Origin of the sequence: Stenotrophomonas sp. T8, assembly GCF_051853085.1 — a bacterium.
Lineage (GTDB): Bacteria > Pseudomonadota > Gammaproteobacteria > Xanthomonadales > Xanthomonadaceae > Stenotrophomonas > Stenotrophomonas sepilia.
Map to the genome: position 1 here is coordinate 372289 of NZ_CP195329.1, position 18448 is coordinate 390736.

General features: G+C 67.7%; 14 protein-coding genes. 7 read left to right on the forward strand and 7 right to left on the reverse strand.

Features of this window, described 5'->3' with window-relative positions:
• Positions 1 to 237 precede the first annotated feature (237 nt).
• Positions 238 to 2949: a phosphoenolpyruvate carboxylase gene (gene ppc / locus ACSDHM_RS01645; protein ID WP_439426963.1), complete on the forward strand. Its 2712-nt coding sequence runs from the start codon at positions 238 to 240 to the stop codon at positions 2947 to 2949.
• A gap of 88 nt (positions 2950 to 3037) precedes the next feature.
• Here the strand turns inward: ppc and ACSDHM_RS01650 are convergent, their stop codons facing one another.
• Both ACSDHM_RS01650 and metK read right to left on the reverse strand, forming a co-directional pair.
• The gene (locus ACSDHM_RS01650; RefSeq protein ID WP_005415314.1) at positions 3038 to 3544 is read right to left on the reverse strand and encodes an acyl-CoA thioesterase; all 507 of its coding nucleotides are present in this window, start codon (positions 3542 to 3544) and stop codon (positions 3038 to 3040) included.
• 138 nt (positions 3545 to 3682) lie between these two features.
• On the reverse strand, positions 3683 to 4894 hold the full coding sequence (gene metK / locus ACSDHM_RS01655) for a methionine adenosyltransferase (protein WP_005408103.1): 1212 nt from the start codon (positions 4892 to 4894) through the stop codon (positions 3683 to 3685).
• 337 nt (positions 4895 to 5231) lie between these two features.
• Between metK and ACSDHM_RS01660 the strand changes: the two genes are divergently transcribed.
• The 3 genes from ACSDHM_RS01660 to ACSDHM_RS01670 all read left to right on the forward strand — a co-directional run bounded on the left by ACSDHM_RS01660 (position 5232) and on the right by ACSDHM_RS01670 (position 8895).
• Positions 5232 to 6947 (forward strand): lysophospholipid acyltransferase family protein, encoded by a 1716-nt coding sequence (locus ACSDHM_RS01660; RefSeq protein ID WP_111007862.1) that lies wholly within the window; start codon positions 5232 to 5234, stop codon positions 6945 to 6947.
• Positions 6944 to 7744 (forward strand): UDP-2,3-diacylglucosamine diphosphatase, encoded by an 801-nt coding sequence (locus ACSDHM_RS01665; RefSeq protein ID WP_088497858.1) that lies wholly within the window; start codon positions 6944 to 6946, stop codon positions 7742 to 7744. Before ACSDHM_RS01660 ends, ACSDHM_RS01665 begins: the two co-directional genes overlap by 4 nt.
• A 119-nt stretch (positions 7745 to 7863) precedes the next feature.
• Positions 7864 to 8895, forward strand: a complete 1032-nt coding sequence (locus ACSDHM_RS01670; protein WP_151355081.1) for a metal-dependent hydrolase — start codon at positions 7864 to 7866, stop codon at positions 8893 to 8895.
• Positions 8896 to 9639: 744 nt separating this feature from the next.
• Here the strand turns inward: ACSDHM_RS01670 and ACSDHM_RS01675 are convergent.
• From ACSDHM_RS01675 to ACSDHM_RS01695, 5 genes are all read right to left on the reverse strand, one after another.
• A complete protein-coding gene (locus ACSDHM_RS01675; protein WP_439426596.1) occupies positions 9640 to 10467 on the reverse strand; it encodes a methyltransferase domain-containing protein in 828 nt (275 codons plus the stop codon).
• A 63-nt stretch (positions 10468 to 10530) separates the two neighbouring features.
• Entirely contained in the window at positions 10531 to 11526 is a 996-nt protein-coding gene (dusB, locus tag ACSDHM_RS01680) for a tRNA dihydrouridine synthase DusB (protein WP_439426964.1), read from the reverse strand.
• Between the two features lie 147 nt (positions 11527 to 11673).
• Entirely contained in the window at positions 11674 to 12105 is a 432-nt protein-coding gene (locus tag ACSDHM_RS01685; protein WP_065178745.1) for a hypothetical protein, read from the reverse strand.
• Between the two features lie 149 nt (positions 12106 to 12254).
• Positions 12255 to 13220 carry a ribokinase gene (locus ACSDHM_RS01690; protein WP_088497859.1) on the reverse strand — a complete coding sequence of 322 codons (966 nt, stop codon included), beginning with the start codon at positions 13218 to 13220 and terminating at the stop codon, positions 12255 to 12257.
• 25 nt (positions 13221 to 13245) lie between these two features.
• A complete protein-coding gene (locus ACSDHM_RS01695; protein ID WP_072167869.1) occupies positions 13246 to 14544 on the reverse strand; it encodes a NupC/NupG family nucleoside CNT transporter in 1299 nt (432 codons plus the stop codon).
• A gap of 193 nt (positions 14545 to 14737) precedes the next feature.
• On the opposite strand from ACSDHM_RS01695, the gene ACSDHM_RS01700 reads away from it, so the two are divergent.
• The 3 genes from ACSDHM_RS01700 (at position 14738) to ACSDHM_RS01710 (ending at position 18448) form a co-directional block, all read left to right on the forward strand.
• On the forward strand, positions 14738 to 15709 hold the full coding sequence (locus ACSDHM_RS01700) for an aldo/keto reductase (RefSeq protein ID WP_072167870.1): 972 nt from the start codon (positions 14738 to 14740) through the stop codon (positions 15707 to 15709).
• A gap of 198 nt (positions 15710 to 15907) precedes the next feature.
• Complete coding sequence (hemP, locus tag ACSDHM_RS01705) at positions 15908 to 16102, forward strand: hemin uptake protein HemP (protein ID WP_005412278.1); 195 nt, start codon at positions 15908 to 15910, stop codon at positions 16100 to 16102.
• A gap of 153 nt (positions 16103 to 16255) precedes the next feature.
• Positions 16256 to 18448, forward strand: coding sequence for a TonB-dependent hemoglobin/transferrin/lactoferrin family receptor (locus ACSDHM_RS01710; RefSeq protein WP_353080554.1), 2193 nt, complete (start codon positions 16256 to 16258; stop codon positions 18446 to 18448).

Sequence of the window (18448 nt, forward strand, 5' to 3'; positions counted from 1 at the left end):
TACCTGCATGAGGGCGGCCCCTGTAACAGGGGCCGCCTGTGCGGCTGCGGCGCCGCCCGAGCATGGGCTCGGGCGCTACACGGTGTCACGCGCCACGACGCTTGTAGAGCCGAGCTCATGCTCGGCTGCGTGCGTCATGGATACGTGCAGATGAAACCATTTTTGCGTCGCAGCACGCTGCCCGTTCTGGTTTAGGCTTGGGGTCTGGATCCGTTGACCGAGGCCTGTGCGTCGCCGATGAACGAGTACCGCAGCAGCATCGAGTTTGCTTCTCCCGATCTTCCGCTTCGCGATGACGTGCGCCGGCTCGGCGCACTGGTCGGTGACCTTCTGGTCGAGCAGGTATCGGCGGCCTTCCTCGACGAGGTCGAGGACGTGCGCACCCGCGCCATCGCCCGCCGCGAGAACCAGGCACCGCTGTCGGAGCTGGCCGAAGGGCTGGCCGGGCGCACGCCGCAGCAGGCCGAGACCATGGTGCGGGCCTTCAGCACCTACTTCCAGGTGGTCAACATTGCCGAGCGCGTGCATCGCATCCGCCGCCGCCGTGACTACCAGCGTGCCGGTACCGCAGGGGCGCAGCCTGACGGCCTGCAGGATGCGCTGCAGCAGCTGAAGGCGCAGGGCGTGACGCTGGACGAGCTGGCGCAATGGCTGCCGCGCATCGATATCGAACCGGTGTTTACCGCGCACCCGACCGAAGCGGTGCGCCGCGCGCTGCTGGAGAAAGAGCAGCTGATGGCGGCCAGCCTGGTCGACAACCTCGACGGCCAGCGCACGCCGGGGGAAGCGGCCGCCGATGCTGCGCGCTTCCGCATGGCGCTGACCGCGTCGTGGCAGACCACTGACTCTTCGCCGGTGCGGCCCACTGTCGATGACGAGCGCGAGCACGTCGGCTTCTATCTGGTGCAGGTGCTGTACCGCGTGATTCCGGTGCTGTACGAATCGCTGCAGCAGGCGCTGCGCGATACCTATGGTGAAGAGCTGCCACTGCCGCGCCTGCTGCGCTTCGGTACGTGGGTGGGCGGGGACATGGACGGCAACCCGAACGTGGATGCCCACACCATCTGCAGTACGCTGGATGCGCAGCGGCAGGCGGTACTGGCGCGCTACCAGAAGGAACTGCTGCAGCTGGCCAGCCTGCTCAGCCAGTCCACCGAGCGGGTGGGCGTGAGCGATGCGCTGCAGGCGCGCGTGGCGCACTACCAGCAGCTGCTGCCGCAGGTACAGTCGCGCCCGCGCCATGCCGACATGCCCTACCGCCTGCTCAACGATCGCATGCGCGCGCGCCTGCAGGCCACGCTGGAAGAGGGCGAGGGCGCTTACGCCGGCCCGGATGAACTGATCGACGACCTGCAGCTGATCCTCGACAGCCTGCGCGCGAACCGCGGCGAGCATGCCGGTGGCTTCGCCGTGCAGCGGCTGTTGTGGCGGGTGAAGACGTTCGGCTTCCATCTGGCGCGGTTGGACGTGCGCCAGGAATCGAGCGTGCATGCGCGCGCGCTGGCGGCGGTGCTGGGCGGCGACGCAGCGTGGGACGGCCTGGATGCATTGGGCCGCGCGCGCCTGCTGGCACCGCATGCCAGCGGTGAGGTGCCGTTGCCGGAAGGCGACGACGACGGCAACCGGCGGCTCGACGCCGTGTTCGCTGCATTGGCCGATGCCCGTGCGCGGCATGGCGGCGATGCACTGGGCAGTTACATCATCTCGATGGCGCACGACCGCAGCGACGTGCTGGCGGTGCTGGCGCTGGCGCGGCGTGGTGGCCTGGTCGATGCCGATGGCGGCGTGCCGCTCGATATCGCGCCGCTGTTTGAAACTGTGGACGACCTCAAGCGCGGTACCGCCACGCTGCGCGACCTGCTGGAGGATCCGGTGTACCGCGCGCACCTGCAGGCACGCGACGACGTGCAGATGGTGATGCTGGGCTATTCGGACAGCAGCAAGGACGGCGGCATCGCCGCCTCGCGCTGGGGCCTGCAGCGCGCGCAGGTGGAACTGCTGGAGGTGGCGGCCGAGGCCGGCATCCGATTGACCTTCTTCCATGGCCGGGGCGGCTCGATCAGCCGTGGCGGTGGCAAGACCACGCATGCGGTCGATGCGTCGCCGCGCGGCAGCATCGATGGCCGCCTGCGGGTGACCGAGCAGGGCGAGGTGATCCATCGCAAGTACGGCATCCGCGCGCTGGCCCTGCGCTCGCTGGAACAGGCCACCGGTGCAGTGCTGCGCGCCAGCCTGCGCCCGCGCGCCGCCGAGCCGCGCGAGGATGACTGGCGGCCGGTGATGGATGCGGTGGCTGCGGCCAGCAGCGAGGTGTATCGCGCGTTCGTCGGCCAGCCCGGTTTCATGGATTACTTCCGTACCGCCACGCCGATCGACGTGATCGAGCGGATGACGCTGGGTTCGCGGCCGTCGCGCCGGCTCGGCCAGGACGCAGCGCTGGGCAACCTGCGTGCGATTCCCTGGGTGTTCGCCTGGAGCCAGGCGCGTGCGGTGATTCCCGGCTGGTACGGCGTGGGCAGTGGCCTGCAGGCCGCGGTCGATGCCGGCCACGAACAGACCCTGCGCGATATGGCGCGGGACTGGCCGTTCTTCCGTACCTTCCTGGACGACATCGCGATGGTGCTGTCCAAGGGCGATATCACCATCGCCCAGCAGTTCTCGCTGTTGTCGGGTGAACTGCACGGGCGCTTCTTCCCGCAGGTGCAGCGCGAACTGGAGCTCACCCGGCGCTGGCTGCTGGCGTTGATGGACCAGAAGACGCTGCTGGACCACGACGCGCGGCTGGCGCTGTCGATCCGCCTGCGCAATCCCTACGTCGATCCGATCAGCGTGCTGCAGGTGGATCTGCTGCAGCGCTGGCGGGCCAGCGGGCGCGAGGATGACGATCTGCTGCGCGCGCTGGTGGCGTGCGTGAACGGCGTTTCGCAGGGCGTGCAGAACACAGGGTGACCTGGCGTTGGTAGTGCCGGCCGCTGGCCGGCAACCTCATGATGTTTGGCAGCACGCGCGAGGTTGCCGGCCAGCGGCCGGCACTACCTCATTCCTCCGGCGACGGCGGGTTCGACGCCAGCAGTTCCAGGTGGCGCTGTTCCATTTCCTGGCGCAGCTGGCGGCGGATCTGTGCTGCGGCCTGGCGGCGCTTTTCGTCGGACGTTGCCGGCTGCAAGGGCGGGACAGGCGTCGGCCGGCCTTCTTCATCCACTGCGACCATCGTGAAGAAGCAGCTGTTGGCGTGGCGCACGCTGCGCTTGAGGATGTCCTCGGCCACCACCTTGATGCCGATCTCCATCGATGAGGTGCCGGTGTAGTTCACCGAGGCCAGGAAGGTGACCAGCTCGCCGACCGCGATGGGCTGGCGGAACATCACCTGGTCCACCGACAGGGTGACCACGTAGCTGCCGGCATAGCGGCTGGCGCAGGCGTAGGCCACCTGGTCAAGCAGGCGCAGGATGGCGCCACCATGGACCTTGCCGGAGAAATTGGCCATCTCCGGCGACATCAGCACCGTCATGGACAGCTGGTGGGTTTTCAGTTCGGTCGACATGCGGCGATTGTATCGGCAACCGGTCGTGCCGGCCGCTGGCCGGCAACCACGCGGTTGTTTCCGGAGGCCATGAAAAAGCCGGCCAGCGGCCGGCTCTACCAGAAGCAGAAGGGCCGCGTGAGCGGCCCTTCGTGTTGCTTACTTCAGCTTCGCATCGGCGCGCAGGGCGGCGGCGCGGTCGGTCTTCTCCCAGGAGAAGGCCGTGGCGTTGACGGTCTCGCCTTCGCCGTTGAGGTAGCTGAACTCCTTCGGCTTGCGGCCGAAGTGGCCATAGGCCGCGGTCTGCTGGTACATCGGGTGGATCAGGTCCAGCATCTTGATGATGCCGTACGGGCGCAGGTCGAAGTGCTTGCGGATCAGCTTCTCGATCTTGTCGTCGCTGATCTTGCCGGTGCCGAAGGTGGTGACCGAGATCGAGGTCGGCTCAGCCACGCCGATGGCGTAGGAGACCTGCACTTCGCAACGGTCGGCCAGGCCGGCAGCAACCACGTTCTTGGCGACGTAGCGGGCCGCGTAGGCGGCCGAACGGTCGACCTTGGACGGGTCCTTGCCGGAGAACGCGCCACCACCGTGACGGGCCCAGCCGCCGTAGGTGTCGACGATGATCTTGCGGCCGGTCAGGCCGCAGTCGCCCACCGGGCCGCCGATCTCGAACTTGCCGGTCGGGTTGATGTGGAACTTGGTGCCCTTGTGCAGCCACTTGGCCGGCAGCACCGGCTTGATGATCTCTTCGCGGACGGCCTCGATGAGGTCCTTCTGCTTGATGCCCGGGGCGTGCTGGGTCGACAGGACCACGGCGTCGATGGCCGAGACCACGCCGTTTTCATAGCGCAGGGTGACCTGGCTCTTGGCGTCCGGGCGCAGCCACGACAGCGGCGAGTTCTTCTTCTTGCGGATCTTGGCCTGCTGCTCGACCAGGCGGTGCGACAGGTGGATCGCGGCCGGCATGTAGCTGTCGGTCTCGTTGGTGGCATAGCCGAACATCAGGCCCTGGTCGCCAGCGCCCATTTCTTCCGGCTTCTTGCGGTCCACGCCCTGGGCGATGTGCGGCGACTGCTTGCCGATCAGGTTCAGCACGCCGCAGGTGGCGCCGTCGAAGCCGACGTCGGAGCTGTCGTAACCGATGTCCGTGATGACCTTGCGGGTCAGCGCTTCCAGGTCGATCCAGGCGCTGGTGGTGATTTCACCGGCCACGATGGCAACGCCGGTCTTGACCATGGTCTCGCAGGCCACGCGGGCGCGCTGGTCCTGGGTCAGGATCGCGTCCAGCACCGCATCGGAGATCTGGTCGGCAACCTTGTCCGGATGGCCTTCGGAGACCGACTCGGAGGTGAAGAGATAGCTGGACATCAGGCGTAATATCCCTTGATTCGGATGGAAAGATGGGCGCGCATGATACACGGGGTGCGCCGCCTGTGCATTGTGAACCGGTACCGGTTGCCGGTGGTTAAGCCCGCGTAGGCCCGGCAGGGGCCGTCATGACGGGATTGGGGGCCAGCCTCGAGGCCCAGTGTTCCACCCGCGCGACAACAACAGACAGGGCTGCCCAACCCCCGACCGCGCAGGGCGCGACCCGGCCGTCAAGGGGGCCGGCCGTCATCGTTCTGCCCCGAAACCGCCATCTGGCTGCCGCCTGCCGGGCGCAGGCTGTCGGCCAATCCGGCCGCCGGGCATCAGTGGATCCGCCATGCAGGAACTCGAACAGCGTCTCCAGCAACGTTTCCCCGATTGGTTCCATGGCCGCCGTGGCCAGCTGGCACGGCCGCTGCTGCGCAGCGTCGGCCGCTGGTCGCGCCTGGACCAGATCGAAGCCTTCCTGCAGCGCAGCTCAGGCCTGCGCGGCTTCGGTTTCGTCGCCGCCGGCCTGGAGTTCATCGGCGGCCAGTACCAGGTGGATCCGGCCGCGCTGGCGAAGATTCCGGCCACCGGCCGCCTGCTGATTGTCGCCAACCACCCTTCCGGGGCGCTGGACGCATTGGCCTTGCTGGACGCAGTCGGCCGTATTCGCCGCGATGTGCGGATCGTGGCCAACGACCTGCTGGGGGCGATCGCGCCGCTGCAGGATCTGCTGTTGCCGGTGCGCATCCTGGGCGGCAAGGCGCAGCGCGGCAGCCTGCATGCGGTGGAGCAGGCGTTGGCCGCCGAGCAGTGCGTGATCGTGTTCCCGGCTGGCGAGGTCTCGCGCCTGTCGCTGCGCGGCATCCGCGATGGCCGCTGGCAGCGCGGATTCGTCCGTTTTGCCCGCGCGGCCGGTGCGCCGGTGCTGCCGGTGAGGGTGGAAGCGCGCAACTCGGCGCTGTTCTATGGCGCCTCGACCCTGTTCAAGCCGGCCGGTACCGCGTTGCTGGCACGCGAGATGTTCACCCGTCGTGGCCGCCCGCTGCGGCTGAGCATCGGCGAGCCGATGCGGCTGGGCGACGGCGGCGACCCGGGTGCCCAACTGCTGGCGGTACGTCGCGCACTCTATGCGCTGGGCCGCAATGGCGCGGCCGGCAATGCCGCTGCCTGCGCGGGCCCTGAGCCGCTGGCCGCCCCGGTGCCACCTTCGCAGGTCGCCGCTGGCATCGCTGCTGCCACCCAGCTGGGCCAGACCGCCGACGGCAAGCAGATCCTGCTGGCCACCTGCACTGCCGATTCGCCACTGCTGCTGGAACTGGGCCGCCTGCGCGAACTGACCTTCCGCCAGGTGGGTGAGGGCACCGGCCGCAGCCGTGACCTCGACAACTACGACCCGCAGTACGAGCACATCGTGATCTGGGACGCCGCCGCGCAGCGCATTGCTGGCGCGTACCGGATCATGCGTGGTGCCCACGCGTTGGCCCGGCACGGCCTGTCCGGGCTCTACAGCGCGTCGCTGTTCCGCTATTCCGACGATGCCATCACCCACATCGCCGAGGGCCTGGAACTGGGCCGCAGCTTCGTGGTGCCCGATTACTGGGGCAGCCGCAGCCTGGACTACCTGTGGCAGGGCATCGGTGCCTACCTGCAGTGCCGGCCGGGGATCCGCTACCTGTTCGGCGCGGTGTCGATCAGTGCGGCCTTGCCGCGCGATGCGCGCGAGCAGCTGGTGGCGTACTACCAGCGTTATTACAGCGGCACCGCCGGCATGGCCGAATCGAACCGGCCGTTCCAGTACTTCGCCGCACCGCCCAGTTTCGGTGAGCTGGATGCAGGCGCCGCGTTCGACGTGCTGAAGGCCAACCTGGCTGCACTCGGTACCGGCGTACCCACGCTGTATCGCCAGTACACCGATCTGTGCGAACCGGGCGGCGCGCGCTTCCTCGCCTTCGGGGTGGACCCGGACTTCAGCGATTCGATCGACGGCTTGATCGAGGTGGACCTGTGCGCGGTCCGGCCGAACAAGCGCAAACGTTACCTGCGCGACGCGGGGACGCCGGCATGAGCACGCTGGCGAACCTGTCGCCGAACCGGCGCGCGGTGTTCGTCTCCGATGTGCACCTGGGCTCGCGCCATTGCCATGCCACCGAGCTGGCGCGATTCCTCTCGCAGCTGCGCTGCGAACGGCTGTACCTGGTGGGCGACATCATCGACCTGTGGTGGATGGCGCACCGCCGTGCCACCTGGCGGCAGTCGCACAGCGAGGTCATCCAGGCGCTGCACGCGCTGCGCCGTGCCGGCACCGAGATCATCTACATTCCGGGCAACCACGACGCTTCGCTGCGCCAGGTCTGCGGTCTGATGCTGCCGGCGATGCAGGTGCGCCGCCGCGCCATCCACGTGACCGCCGATGGCCGCCGGCTGCTGGTCGCGCACGGCGACGAGTATGACGGCGTGACCCACTTCGGCGGCCTGCAGGAAAAATTCGGCGACTGGCTGTATTACCGCATCCTCACCGGCAACCAGGCCTTGAATGCAGTGCGGCGGCGGCTGGGCATGCGCTACTGGTCGCTGTCGGAGTTCCTGAAGAAGCGCAGTGGCGCCGCTGAACGCTACATCGAGCGTTTCGTGCAGGCCGGGCTGGACGACGTGCGCCGACGCGGCCTGGACGGCATCGTCTGCGGGCATATCCACCGCGCCGCGCTGATTGAACGCGATGGCCTGGTCTATGCCAATGACGGCGACTGGGTGGAGAGCCTGACCGCACTGGCCGAAGACCACGACGGCGCGCTGCGCCTGCTCGACCATAGCGGCCAGACTCTGCTGGAACTGCCCGGCGCGCGGTTGTCGCAGGCGGCATAGCCCGCGTCTGTCCCGCTGTAGAGCCGAGTCCATGCTCGGCTGCCGTTACGCGCAACGAAGAGCAGCCGAGCATGGGCTCGGCTCTACATACACCGCGCGCAAGCCGCTAGCATCGGCCCATGGATTCATTGACCCAGATCGTACTCGGCGGCGCCGTCGCCGCTGCCATCGCTCCGCCCGGCCATCGCCGCGCGGCCCTGCTGGCCGGTGCCGCGCTCGGCACCTTGCCGGACCTCGACGCCCTGTGGCTTGGCTTCACTGCGGCCGACCCGGTGGCGAACATGACCGAACACCGCAGCTTCAGCCATTCGCTGCTGGTGCTGCCCTGGGTGGCCGCACTGATCTGGTGGTTGTTCAAGCGCTTCGGCAACGGCCGCGTCGCGCAGTCACCGCTGCGCTGGTTCTGGGCGATCCAGCTGGCGCTGGTTACCCATCCCGTGCTGGATGCGTTCACCGTCTACGGTACCCAGTTGTGGTGGCCGCTGCGGCCACACCCAACCATGGGCTCCAGCGTCTTCATCATCGACCCCGGCTACACGGTGTGGCTGCTGCTGGGCTGCGTGCTGGCCTGGTTCGGTCGTGCGCGGCCCTGGGCGGGCAAGGTGCTGGGCGCGGCGTTGCTGCTCAGCAGTGGCTACCTGGGCTGGGGGCTGATCGCCAAGGCGCAGGTCGATCGGGCCGCGCAGCGGAGCCTGGCCGCGATGGGCCTGGGCGATGCGCCGCGCTTCTCGGTGCCGATGCCGTTCAACACCCTGCTGTGGCGGGTGGTGGCGATGACGCCCAATGGCTACGTGGTGGGTGATCGCTCACTGGTGGCCGACCATGGGCCGATGCGGTTCGAAGGCCATCCGTCCAACGTGCAGGCCTTGCGCGAAGCGCGGGCCATCCCGGCGGTGCAGCAGCTGCAATGGTTCAACCGCGGTTTCATGCGTGCACAGGTCGCGGACGGCCGGCTGGTGCTGAGTGACCTGCGCATGGGGCTGGAGCCGGACTACACCTTCAACTTCGTGGTGGCTGAGCAGGCCGACGGGCAGTGGCGGCCGATAACGCCCGAGCAGGTGCGAGTGGATTACAGCAGCCCGGCCGCGCGCGCCGACGCAGGTCGCCGGCTGGCCGCGATGTGGCAGCGGATCTGGCATGCGCCCGAGTAGATCCACGCCCTGCGTGGATGGCGGGACATCGGCGGTGGCAGCCACGCATGGCGTGGCTCCACTGCGTCGATCAGCGCCCGCAGCCGGTGCCGTTGAGTAGATCCACGCCATGCGTGGATGAAGGGACATCGGCGTTGGCAGCCACGCATGGCGTGGCTCTACTGCGTCGATCAGCACCCGCAGCCGGCGCCGTTGAGTAGATCCACGCCATGCGTGGATGAAGGGACATCGGCGGTGGCAGCCACGCATGGCGTGGCTCTACTGCGTCGATCAGCGCCCGCAGCCGGTGCCGTTGAGTAGATCCACGCCATGCGCGGATGAAGGGACATCGGCGGTGGCAGCCACGCATGGCGTGGCTCTACTGCGTCGATCAGCGCCCGCAGCCGGTGCCGTTGAGTAGATCCACGCCATGCGCGGATGAAGGGACATCGGCGGTGGCAGCCACGCATGGCGTGGCTCTACTGCGTCGATCAGCGCCCGCAGCCGGTGCCGTTGAGTAGATCCACGCCCTGCGTGGATGGCGGGACATCGGCGGTGGCAGCCACGCATGGCGTGGCTCTACTGCGTCGATCAGCGCCCGCAGCCGGTGCCGTTGAGTAGATCCACGCCCTGCGTGGATGGCGGGACATCGGCGGTGGCAGCCACGCATGGCGTGGCTCCACTGCGTCGATCAGCGCCCGCAGCCGGCGCCGTTGAGTAGATCCACGCCATGCGTGGATGCGGGAGCATTAGTGCCGCGTCGGCTCAATACACCGTCGCGCGGCCCTGCACGAACGAATAGAAGAACACCGAATTCGGGTCGTTCTGCACCAGGCGGAACTCGCGGCGCATGCCTTCCACGGTGTCCTCGTCCACCGAGCCGGCCTGCAGCAGCTGGTCGGCCGCCGACAGCAGCAGCTGCTCCCAGAACGCGATCATGGTCTTGCGACGCGCCGGTTCGCGGTTGTCCAGGTGGATGGTCTTGATCTCGGTATGCACGTCGCGGAAGCCGCCGGCCAGCAGCAGGTTGCCCAGCTTGGCGCCGACGAACGGGTCGCCGCCGTGGTCGTACTGGAAGTCGTTGAAGGCCATCCAGTAGCGCCAGATGTGCGGCGAGTACGGGTCGAGCAGGAACGAGGCATTCATCACTTCGGTGATGTAGACCGGCGAACCCGGTGCCAGCACGCGGCGCACTTCGCTCAGCACGCGGGCAGGGGAGGGGACGTGTTCCAGCACCCAGCACAGGAACGCCGCATCGAAGCTGCGGGCCTCGAACGGCAGTTCGCCGGCATCGGCCTGCTGCAGGGTGTAGCGGTCGCTGCACCACGGCGTGCGCGCCAGGTTCTCGCGCGCCGTGGCCAGCTGCGTTTCGCTCAGGTCCACGCCGGTCACGTGCAGCTCGGGGAAGCGGCGCAGCAGGATCTCGGTCTGCGCACCGACGCCGCTGCCGACTTCCAGCAGGCGCCGTGCACCGCTGTAGTCGATCTGGCCGAAGATGCTCGATTCCAGCAGGCGCGCCTGGGTCATCAGGCGCTGCTGTTCGGTGCCGGAAAACCCGTGCAGGTAGGTCGGAGAGGAGATCGGCGGGGTCATGGAGGCGGGCTCTGGGAGTTCAATTCGGTCGAGCAGGCTCGACGTTGTGACGCGGCAGTGCGGTCAGGCCGCCGAAGGCAGCGCCGGTTCCCCGGCAATCAGGCGGTCGAAGTACTCGGTGGTCAGCGCGATCTGGCTCTGCGGGTCTTCGGCACGGTTGACCACCGCACGGAAGGCGGCGTTCTCCGGCCGGTCCCTGGCATACCAGCCCAGGTGCTTGCGCGCGATGCGCACGCCCTGCGGTTCACCGTAGAACGCGTGCAGCGCATGCAGGTGGCCGAGCAGGATGTCGCGCACTTCGGCCAGCGATGGCGGCGGCAGTTCCTGCCCGGTGGCCAGGTAATGCGCCACTTCGCGGAAGATCCACGGCCGGCCCTGCGCCGAGCGGCCGATCATCACCGCATCCACGCCGGTCTGCTGCAGCACGTAGGCGGCCTTCTGCGGCGAATCGATATCGCCATTGGCGATCACCGGAATGCGCAGCGCGGCCTTGATCTCGCCGATGGTGGCGTACTCGGCCTGGCCGGTGTAATGCTGGTCGCGGGTGCGGCCGTGCACGGCCAGCGCGGCGATACCGCTGTCCTCGGCGATGCGCGCGATCACCGGCCCATTGCGGTGGTCACAGTCCCAACCGGTGCGGATCTTCAGGGTGACCGGCACGTCCACCGCGTTGACCACGGCTTCGAGGATGCGCGCCACCAGCTGCTCGTCGCGCATCAGCGCCGAGCCGGCCCAGGCGTTGCACACCTTCTTGGCCGGGCAGCCCATGTTGATGTCGATGATCTGCGCGCCGTGGTCGACATTGTAGCGCGCGGCTTCGGCCAGCTGCTGCGGCTCGGTGCCGGCGATCTGTACGCTGATCGGTGCCGGTTCGCCGTCATGGTCCATGCGGTGGGTCGACTTGCGCGTGTTCCAGAAGCGCGGGTCGCTGATGGTCATTTCCGAGGCGGCCAGTCCCGCGCCCAGCCGTTTGCACAGCAGGCGGAAGGGCTTGTCGGTGACGCCGGCCATGGGCGCCAGCACGACGTTGGGGGCAATGGTGTACGGGCCGATCTGCATGCGCCCATTGTAGAGCGCGGGCGCGGCCTGGGCGGTGTCGGCGGGCCCCGGGTTCAGGCCGATCGGCACCGACCTCATGCCGTACCGGCATCAGCAGATGCTTGACGGTTGCTTCCGCCGCCCCCAAGGGCGGGCGATGGTAGGTGGCTAACCCAGGCTCTGCCAGGCCTGGCGGGTACCCAGGGCGAAGGCCAGCCCCAGGCCCAGGCAGGCCAGCGAACTGACCACCCAGAAGCGCCGGCCGTTGTACCCCGGCCGGAACAGCGCCAGGCCGAAGCCCATCGCGGCGCGCAGCAGCAGCAAGGCAGCGATGGCGGGCAGGACCAGGCGGCTGGCCGGCAGCGGCGAATGCCAGCCCGCGGCGGCCAGTGCGTACAGGGTCCAGGCCACCAGCAAGGCAGTGATGCCGGCGGTCATCAGCGGTGGCCACCAGTGCCCCGCATGCGCGAGCCGGACCACGCGCTGGCCGGCACCGAAGTATCTGTACCACGCGGCGCCGAAGGCGATGCAGCCGATATGCAGCAGCGCCGCAGCGGCACTGCCTGCGGCCGCGACCAGCAACCAGGGGAATCCGTCCATGTCCTGCCCGTGCAAGGAAGCTGCGCGGATCGTGAGCGAGGGGCAGGATGTGGGCAATGCGACAGGCGGTCGCAGGGGCTGGGCAATGGGCAAAAGAAAGGCCCAGGTGCCTGTACACCCGGGCCTTGTCATCCACGCGTGGCGTGGAATTACTTGGCTTCGGCGTCGGCCGGGGTGAAGCGCGGCATTGCCGCTGCAGCGCCTTCCTTCTCGGTCGAGCGACCGGCGAACTGGTTGGCAAAGCGCACGTGGCGGGCGAACGGGGCGTCGGCCACCTGCGCCAGCGACGCGGCCAGCGCACCGTTGAAGGCATCACCGGCACCGGTGGTGTCGATGGCCTGCACCTGCTCGGCGCCGACGCGGTAGTACGGCTGGCTATCGCCGCGCAGGTTCTCGTCGGCATGCGAGACGAACACGCCCACCGAACCCAGGGTCACCACCACGGTACCGTTGCCGACCAGCTTGCGGCAGAGCGCATGCAGGCTGGCGCCATCCAGCGCGGCGACATCGTTGGCATCCACGCGCTCACCGACATGGCGGCCGAGCAGCGCGGCGAACTCGGTCTCGTTCGGGGTGATCACATCGGCCAGCTTGAGCAGGCCGATGGTCGAGGGCGCGTCGGCCGGTGCGGTGTTGAGCACGGTGGTGACACCGGCCTCGCGGGCCGTGGCCAGCGCCGCTTCGATGGTCTGCACCGGCGATTCCAACTGTACCAGCACTACCTTGGCGCCGGTCAGCAATGCCTGCTGCTGTTGCAGGAAGTCGGTGCTGAGCGCGGCGTTGGCGCCCGGGCCGATCACGATGGTGTTGCGGCCACGCGCGTCCACGTAGATGCCCGCAGTGCCGGTCGGCTCGCTGCTGGCTTCGGCAATCAGGCCGAAGCCATCGTGCGCGGCCAGTTCGCGTGCGGTGGCGCCGCCGGCGTCATCGCCCAGCGCGCACACGAAGTGCGTGTCGGCGCCGGCGCGGCAGGCCGCGACCGCCTGGTTGAAGCCCTTGCCACCGGGGCCGGTGCTGTAGCGGCCGGCAATGGTCGCACCCGGTGCCGGCAGCGACTCGCACCGCCACACGTGATCGACATTGAAGGAACCGACGACAACGACACTGCTGCTCATAGGAAATCTTTTCTCAACCAGGGGTTCAACTGAAGTGCGTCAGCACGCCGGCGATGGTCGCCGTCATGAAGGTGGCAATGGTACCGCCCAACACCGCGCGCAGGCCGAACTTGGCCAGATCGTGGCGACGTTCCGGCGCCAGGCCGCCGATGCCGCCGATCTGGATCGCGATCGAGCTGAAGTTGGCAAAGCCGCACAGCGCGTAGGTGGCGATCAGGCGACCTTCGTCGGACAGGCTCACGCCCGCCACCTGGCCGTTCACGATCTGCGACAGCTCGGTGTAGGCCACGAACTCGTTGATCACGACCTTCTGGCCGATCAGCGAACCGACGGTGGTGGCATCAGCCCACGGGGTACCGATCACCCAGGCAATCGGGGCCAGCACGTAACCGAAGATGGTCGACAGGTTGGTCGGCTTGCCGATGGCAGCGGCCAGGCCGGTCACATCGCCGATCCAGGTCAGCGGGGCGTTCAGCAGCGCGATCAGGGCGATGAAGGCCAGCAGCATCGCGCCGATGTTCAGCGCCAGCTTCAGGCCGTCACCGGCACCGGCAGCGGCCGCGTCGATGATGTTGCTGGAGGTCTTCTCGACTTCCATCTTCACCGTGCCGCGGGTCAGCGGGGTGCCCGTTTCCGGAATCAGCAGCTTGGCCACGACCAGGGTGGCCGGTGCGGCCATGATGCTCGCCGCCAGCAGGTGCTTGGCGTAGAAGGCCTGCTGCACCGGGTCGCCGCCGCCGAGCATGCCCACGTAGGCCGCCAGCACGCCGCCGGCGATGTGGGCCATGCCGCCGATCATCATGGTCAGCAGCTCGGACTGGGTCATCCTGGCGATGTACGGGCGCACGGTCAGCGGCGCCTCGGTCTGGCCGATGAAGACGCTGGCGCAGACGCTGGTGGTTTCCGCGCCGGACACGCGCATCACCTTGGTGATCGACCAGGCCATCACGCGCACGATCGCCTGCATGACGTTGAGGTGGTACATGACCCCCATCAGCGCCGAGAAGAAGATGATGGTCGGCAGCACCTGGAAGGCGAAGATGAAGCCGTAGTTCTTGGTGTCCATCAACGAGCCGAAGATGAAGCCCGAACCCTCGTTGACGAAGCTCAGGACCTTGACGAAGCCCTTGCCCAGCGCATCGAACACGTCGCGCCCGCCCGGCACCAGGATCACCAGCGCCGCGAAGGCGATCTGCAGGGTGATACCGGTGGCAACCAGCTTCCAGTCAACCGCACGCTTGTTGTTGGAAAACAACCAGGTGATGCCGATCAGCACCGCCAACCCGAACAGGCCGAAGCCGATCCTGCCCAAACCTTCGACCATGTGAGTGACTCCCCTGGGGCGTCGCGAAAAACGGGAAGCCTAGTGCAGGGCAGGGGCCGGGGCAAGAAAAAGCAGCGTGCGCGCGCCCATCGGTACCGATCAGGCCAGCAACGGCAAGGGCTTGCGGCCGGCGGCGGCAGGTAGAATGGGGCTCGATCCCGGCCCGGATGCGGGCCCGCAGCAGGAGATTTGCATGCAATACCGCCGCCTGGGCTCCACCGGCCTGCCGATTTCCGCCCTCTCCTTCGGCGCCTGGGTGACCTTCGGTGACCAGATCCCACGCGACGAGGCCCGCAACCTGGTGGCTGCCGCCTGGGACCACGGCGTCAACTTTTTCGACAACGCCGAGGGCTATGCCAACGGCCGCGCCGAACAGGTGATGGGCGATGTGATCGCCGACCTGCGCCTGCCGCGCGACGGCATCTGTGTCTCCAGCAAGGTGTTCTTCGGCAGCGCCAGGGACCCACGGCCAACCCAGCGCGGCCTGTCGCGCAAGCATGTGACCGACGCCTGCCATGCCGCGCTCAAGCGCCTGCGGGTGGACTACCTGGACCTTTATTACTGCCATCGCCCGGATCCGGACGCGCCGATCGCCGAGACCGTGCATGCCATGGATACGCTGGTGCGGCAGGGCAAGATCCTCTACTGGGGGACCTCGGAGTGGTCGGCGATGCAGATCCAGCAGGCGCTGGACATCGCCGAAGCACGCAACCTGCAGGGCCCGTCGATGGAGCAGCCGCAGTACAACCTGCTGCACCGCGAACGCGTCGAGGTCGAGTATGCGCCGCTGTATGCCAGTGCCGGCCTGGGCACCACCATCTTCTCGCCGCTGGCCTCGGGCCTGCTGACCGGCAAGTACGACCAGGGCATTCCGGCCGATGCGCGGCTGGGCCGCGAGGGCATGGAATGGCTGCAGGCGCTGGTGCTGGGTGACGACTCCGAGGCCCGCCTGGCCCAGGTGCGCCGCTTCAGCGAAGCAGCGCGTGAGCTGGGCCACGCCCCGGCCACGCTGGCGATTGCCTGGTGCCTGCGCAATCCGAACGTCTCCAGCGTGATCCTCGGCGCCAGCCGGGTCAGCCAGCTGCTGCAGAACCTGCAGGCGCTGGAGGTGCTGGAGCAGGTCGATGCGGCTGGCTGGGCGCAGGTCGAAGCCGCCTTCGCCTGAACCCCGGGGCCGACCGGGCCTGGGCCTCGGTCGGGCCGGCTCGGGCTCGTGCCTCGGTAGAGTCGCGATTTGATTGACATGATCTATCGAATCCCAGAATTCGATCATTAATCCCATCAATCAAATTGAGAATGGTTGTTGATTGTCAACTGAGAATCATTATCATTTGACTCGTCCCTCGCACGAGTCCAGATGCTCATGAATGCTCAACCTGTACTGCTGCGCCCCGAAACGCTGACCCTCCGCGATCGTCCGGTCCGTGTCGTTCCGCCGGAAGAGGTCATCGACAGCGAAGCCCTGCTCAAGGGCCGTCGTGAAATCCTGATCCAGCACGGCGACCGCTTCTACCGCCTGCGGCACACCAGCAACGACAAGCTGATCCTGACCAAGTAACCGCGGCCTGGTCGCCCGCCTCCCTCCCTCCTGCCGGCAGCGCCGGCAGGGTGGGCGACCCGTCCGCGCCCGCTCTCTCCCCCTCGGTCTACCGCGTGCACCTCCCGGGTGTGCCGGTAACCGGGGGTTCCCCTGCCTGACCGAACGAACCCGATGACCCGCCCTACCGCCCTTTGCCTCGCCGTCTGGATGGCCCTCCCCCTGTCCGCCCATGCTGCCGCCGCGGCCACCGCCGCGCCCGATGCGCGCGACTTCGACCGCGTGCAGGTCACCGCCACCCGCACCGAGCGGGCAGTGAGTGACGTGGCGGCCACCGTCGATGTCATCGACCGCGAGCAGATGGACCGGCACCTGGTGCAGGACATCAAGGATCTGCTGCGCTACGAGCCGGGCCTGTCGGTCAGCCGCAGCGCCGCGCGCTTCGGCCTTGGCAGCATCCGCATCCGTGGCCTGGACGGCAACCGCGTGCGCGTGCAGACCGATGGCATCGCCATGCCCACCAGCTTCAACATCGGCTCGTTCTCCAACGCCAACCGCAACTTCACCGATCTGGACACGCTCAAGCGCGTGGAGATCGTGCGTGGCCCGGCCAGTTCGCTGTACGGTTCCGACGCGCTCGGGGGTGTAGTGGCCTTCGTCACCAAGGATCCGGCCGACTACCTGAAGGATGGCAAGGACAGCTACGTCGGCCTGAAGTTCGGCTACGACGGTGAGTGGAAGGGCCTGCTCGGCGGCGTGACCGGCGCGTTCGGCGGCGAACACTGGAGCGGCATGATCAACATCAACCATCGCCAGGGCCAGGAAACCGGCAACAAGGGCGATGTGCGCAGCCTCGACAACACCCGGACCGCGCCCAACCCGCAGGACCGCGACGGTCGCAGTGGCCTGGCCAAGCTGGTCTATGCACCGAGCGAGGACCAGCGCTTCCGCCTGACCGTGGAAGGCAACGAAGACACCACCGATACCAACGTGCTGTCCTCGATCGACCGTACCACCACCACCGGCATGAAAGCGCGCGACACGCAGAACCGCACCCGCGTGTCGTTCGCCCATGAAATGGATGCGCTGGACAAGGGCTTCGCCGACAGCCTGCATTGGCAGCTGTATACCCAGCACAGCGAGACCAACCAGGTCACCGACGAAGACCGCGCCAACCGCAGCCGCCGCCACCGCGAGTTCAATTTCGACCAGCGCGTTTACGGCTTGCAGGCGCAGTTCAACAAGGCGTTCAGCACCGGCAGTGTCGAACATGCGCTCACCTACGGCTTCGAAGGCGCGCGTACCGAGATCCGCCAGAAGCGCGATGGCTATCAGGTTCTGGCCAATGGCCAGACCAGCACTACCATCCTGCCTGACGCCTTCCCGGTACGCGATTTCCCGATCAGCAAGACCACCGAGCTGGGCCTGTATGCGCAGGATGAAATGCGCATGGCGGGCGGCAAGCTGTCGCTGGTGCCGGGCGTGCGCGTGGATCGCTACGAGCTGAAGCCGGAAGTGGACAGCATCTTCGCCGACGACAATCCCGGCGTTGCGGTGGCCAGGCTGACCAAGACCAGCGTCTCGCCGAAGCTGGGCATGGTCTATCGCTTCACCGACGAATGGTCGCTGTTCGCCGGCTACTCGCATGGTTTCCGTTCGCCGCCGTACAACGACGTCAACCTGGGCTTCACCAACTTCGCCTTCGGTTACACCGCCATCCCCAATCCGGACCTGAAGCCGGAAACCAGCGACGGCCTGGAGCTGGGCCTGCGCTTCCTGTCACCGGCCGCCTACGTCAGTGTCAGCGGCTACTACAACGAGTACAAGGACTTCATCGAGTCGCAGTCGCTGGTCGGTACCAACGCGCAGGGCCTGATGGTGTTCCAGTCGCGCAACATCGCCGATGCGCGCATCTACGGTGCTGAACTGAAGGCTGGCGTTGACTTCGGCCAGATCAACCCGGCGCTCCAGGGTTGGGCGCTGCGCAGCTCGGTGGCCTGGTCGCGCGGTGACAACAAGACCGAGGACACGCCGCTGGATTCGGTCGACCCGCTGCGCAGCACCGTCGGCCTGATGTACGACACCGACGCCTGGGGCGTCGAACTGGCCGGTACCTTCGTCAAGCGCAAGGACCGCGTCACTGCAGCGACGGTGTATCGCCCGGCCGGCTACGGCGTGGCCGACCTGATGGCGCACTGGAACTTCGCCCCGGGCGCGACCTTCAACGTCGGCGTGTTCAACCTGGGCGACAAGCGCTACATCGATTGGTCCAATGTGGGTTCGACGCTGTCGCCGACCAGCCGCGTGCTGGATCGCTACACCAGCCCGGGCCGCACTCTTTCCGCCAGCCTTGCCGTTTCCTGGTGA

Bases quoted from the DNA above. Each gene is read 5' to 3' on its own strand.
- ppc (WP_439426963.1), top strand. From the start codon at position 238: ATGAACGAGTACCGCAGCAGCATCGAGTTTGCTTCTCCCGATCTTCCG.
- ACSDHM_RS01710 (WP_353080554.1), top strand. From the start codon at position 16,256: ATGACCCGCCCTACCGCCCTTTGCCTCGCCGTCTGGATGGCCCTCCCC.
- dusB (WP_439426964.1), bottom strand. From the start codon at position 11,526: ATGCAGATCGGCCCGTACACCATTGCCCCCAACGTCGTGCTGGCGCCC.
- ACSDHM_RS01695 (WP_072167869.1), bottom strand. From the start codon at position 14,544: ATGGTCGAAGGTTTGGGCAGGATCGGCTTCGGCCTGTTCGGGTTGGCG.
- ACSDHM_RS01660 (WP_111007862.1), top strand. From the start codon at position 5,232: ATGCAGGAACTCGAACAGCGTCTCCAGCAACGTTTCCCCGATTGGTTC.
- ACSDHM_RS01670 (WP_151355081.1), top strand. From the start codon at position 7,864: ATGGATTCATTGACCCAGATCGTACTCGGCGGCGCCGTCGCCGCTGCC.
- ACSDHM_RS01650 (WP_005415314.1), bottom strand. From the start codon at position 3,544: ATGTCGACCGAACTGAAAACCCACCAGCTGTCCATGACGGTGCTGATG.
- ACSDHM_RS01665 (WP_088497858.1), top strand. From the start codon at position 6,944: ATGAGCACGCTGGCGAACCTGTCGCCGAACCGGCGCGCGGTGTTCGTC.
- ACSDHM_RS01685 (WP_065178745.1), bottom strand. From the start codon at position 12,105: ATGGACGGATTCCCCTGGTTGCTGGTCGCGGCCGCAGGCAGTGCCGCT.
- ACSDHM_RS01700 (WP_072167870.1), top strand. From the start codon at position 14,738: ATGCAATACCGCCGCCTGGGCTCCACCGGCCTGCCGATTTCCGCCCTC.
- ACSDHM_RS01675 (WP_439426596.1), bottom strand. From the start codon at position 10,467: ATGACCCCGCCGATCTCCTCTCCGACCTACCTGCACGGGTTTTCCGGC.
- ACSDHM_RS01690 (WP_088497859.1), bottom strand. From the start codon at position 13,220: ATGAGCAGCAGTGTCGTTGTCGTCGGTTCCTTCAATGTCGATCACGTG.
- hemP (WP_005412278.1), top strand. From the start codon at position 15,908: ATGAATGCTCAACCTGTACTGCTGCGCCCCGAAACGCTGACCCTCCGC.
- metK (WP_005408103.1), bottom strand. From the start codon at position 4,894: ATGTCCAGCTATCTCTTCACCTCCGAGTCGGTCTCCGAAGGCCATCCG.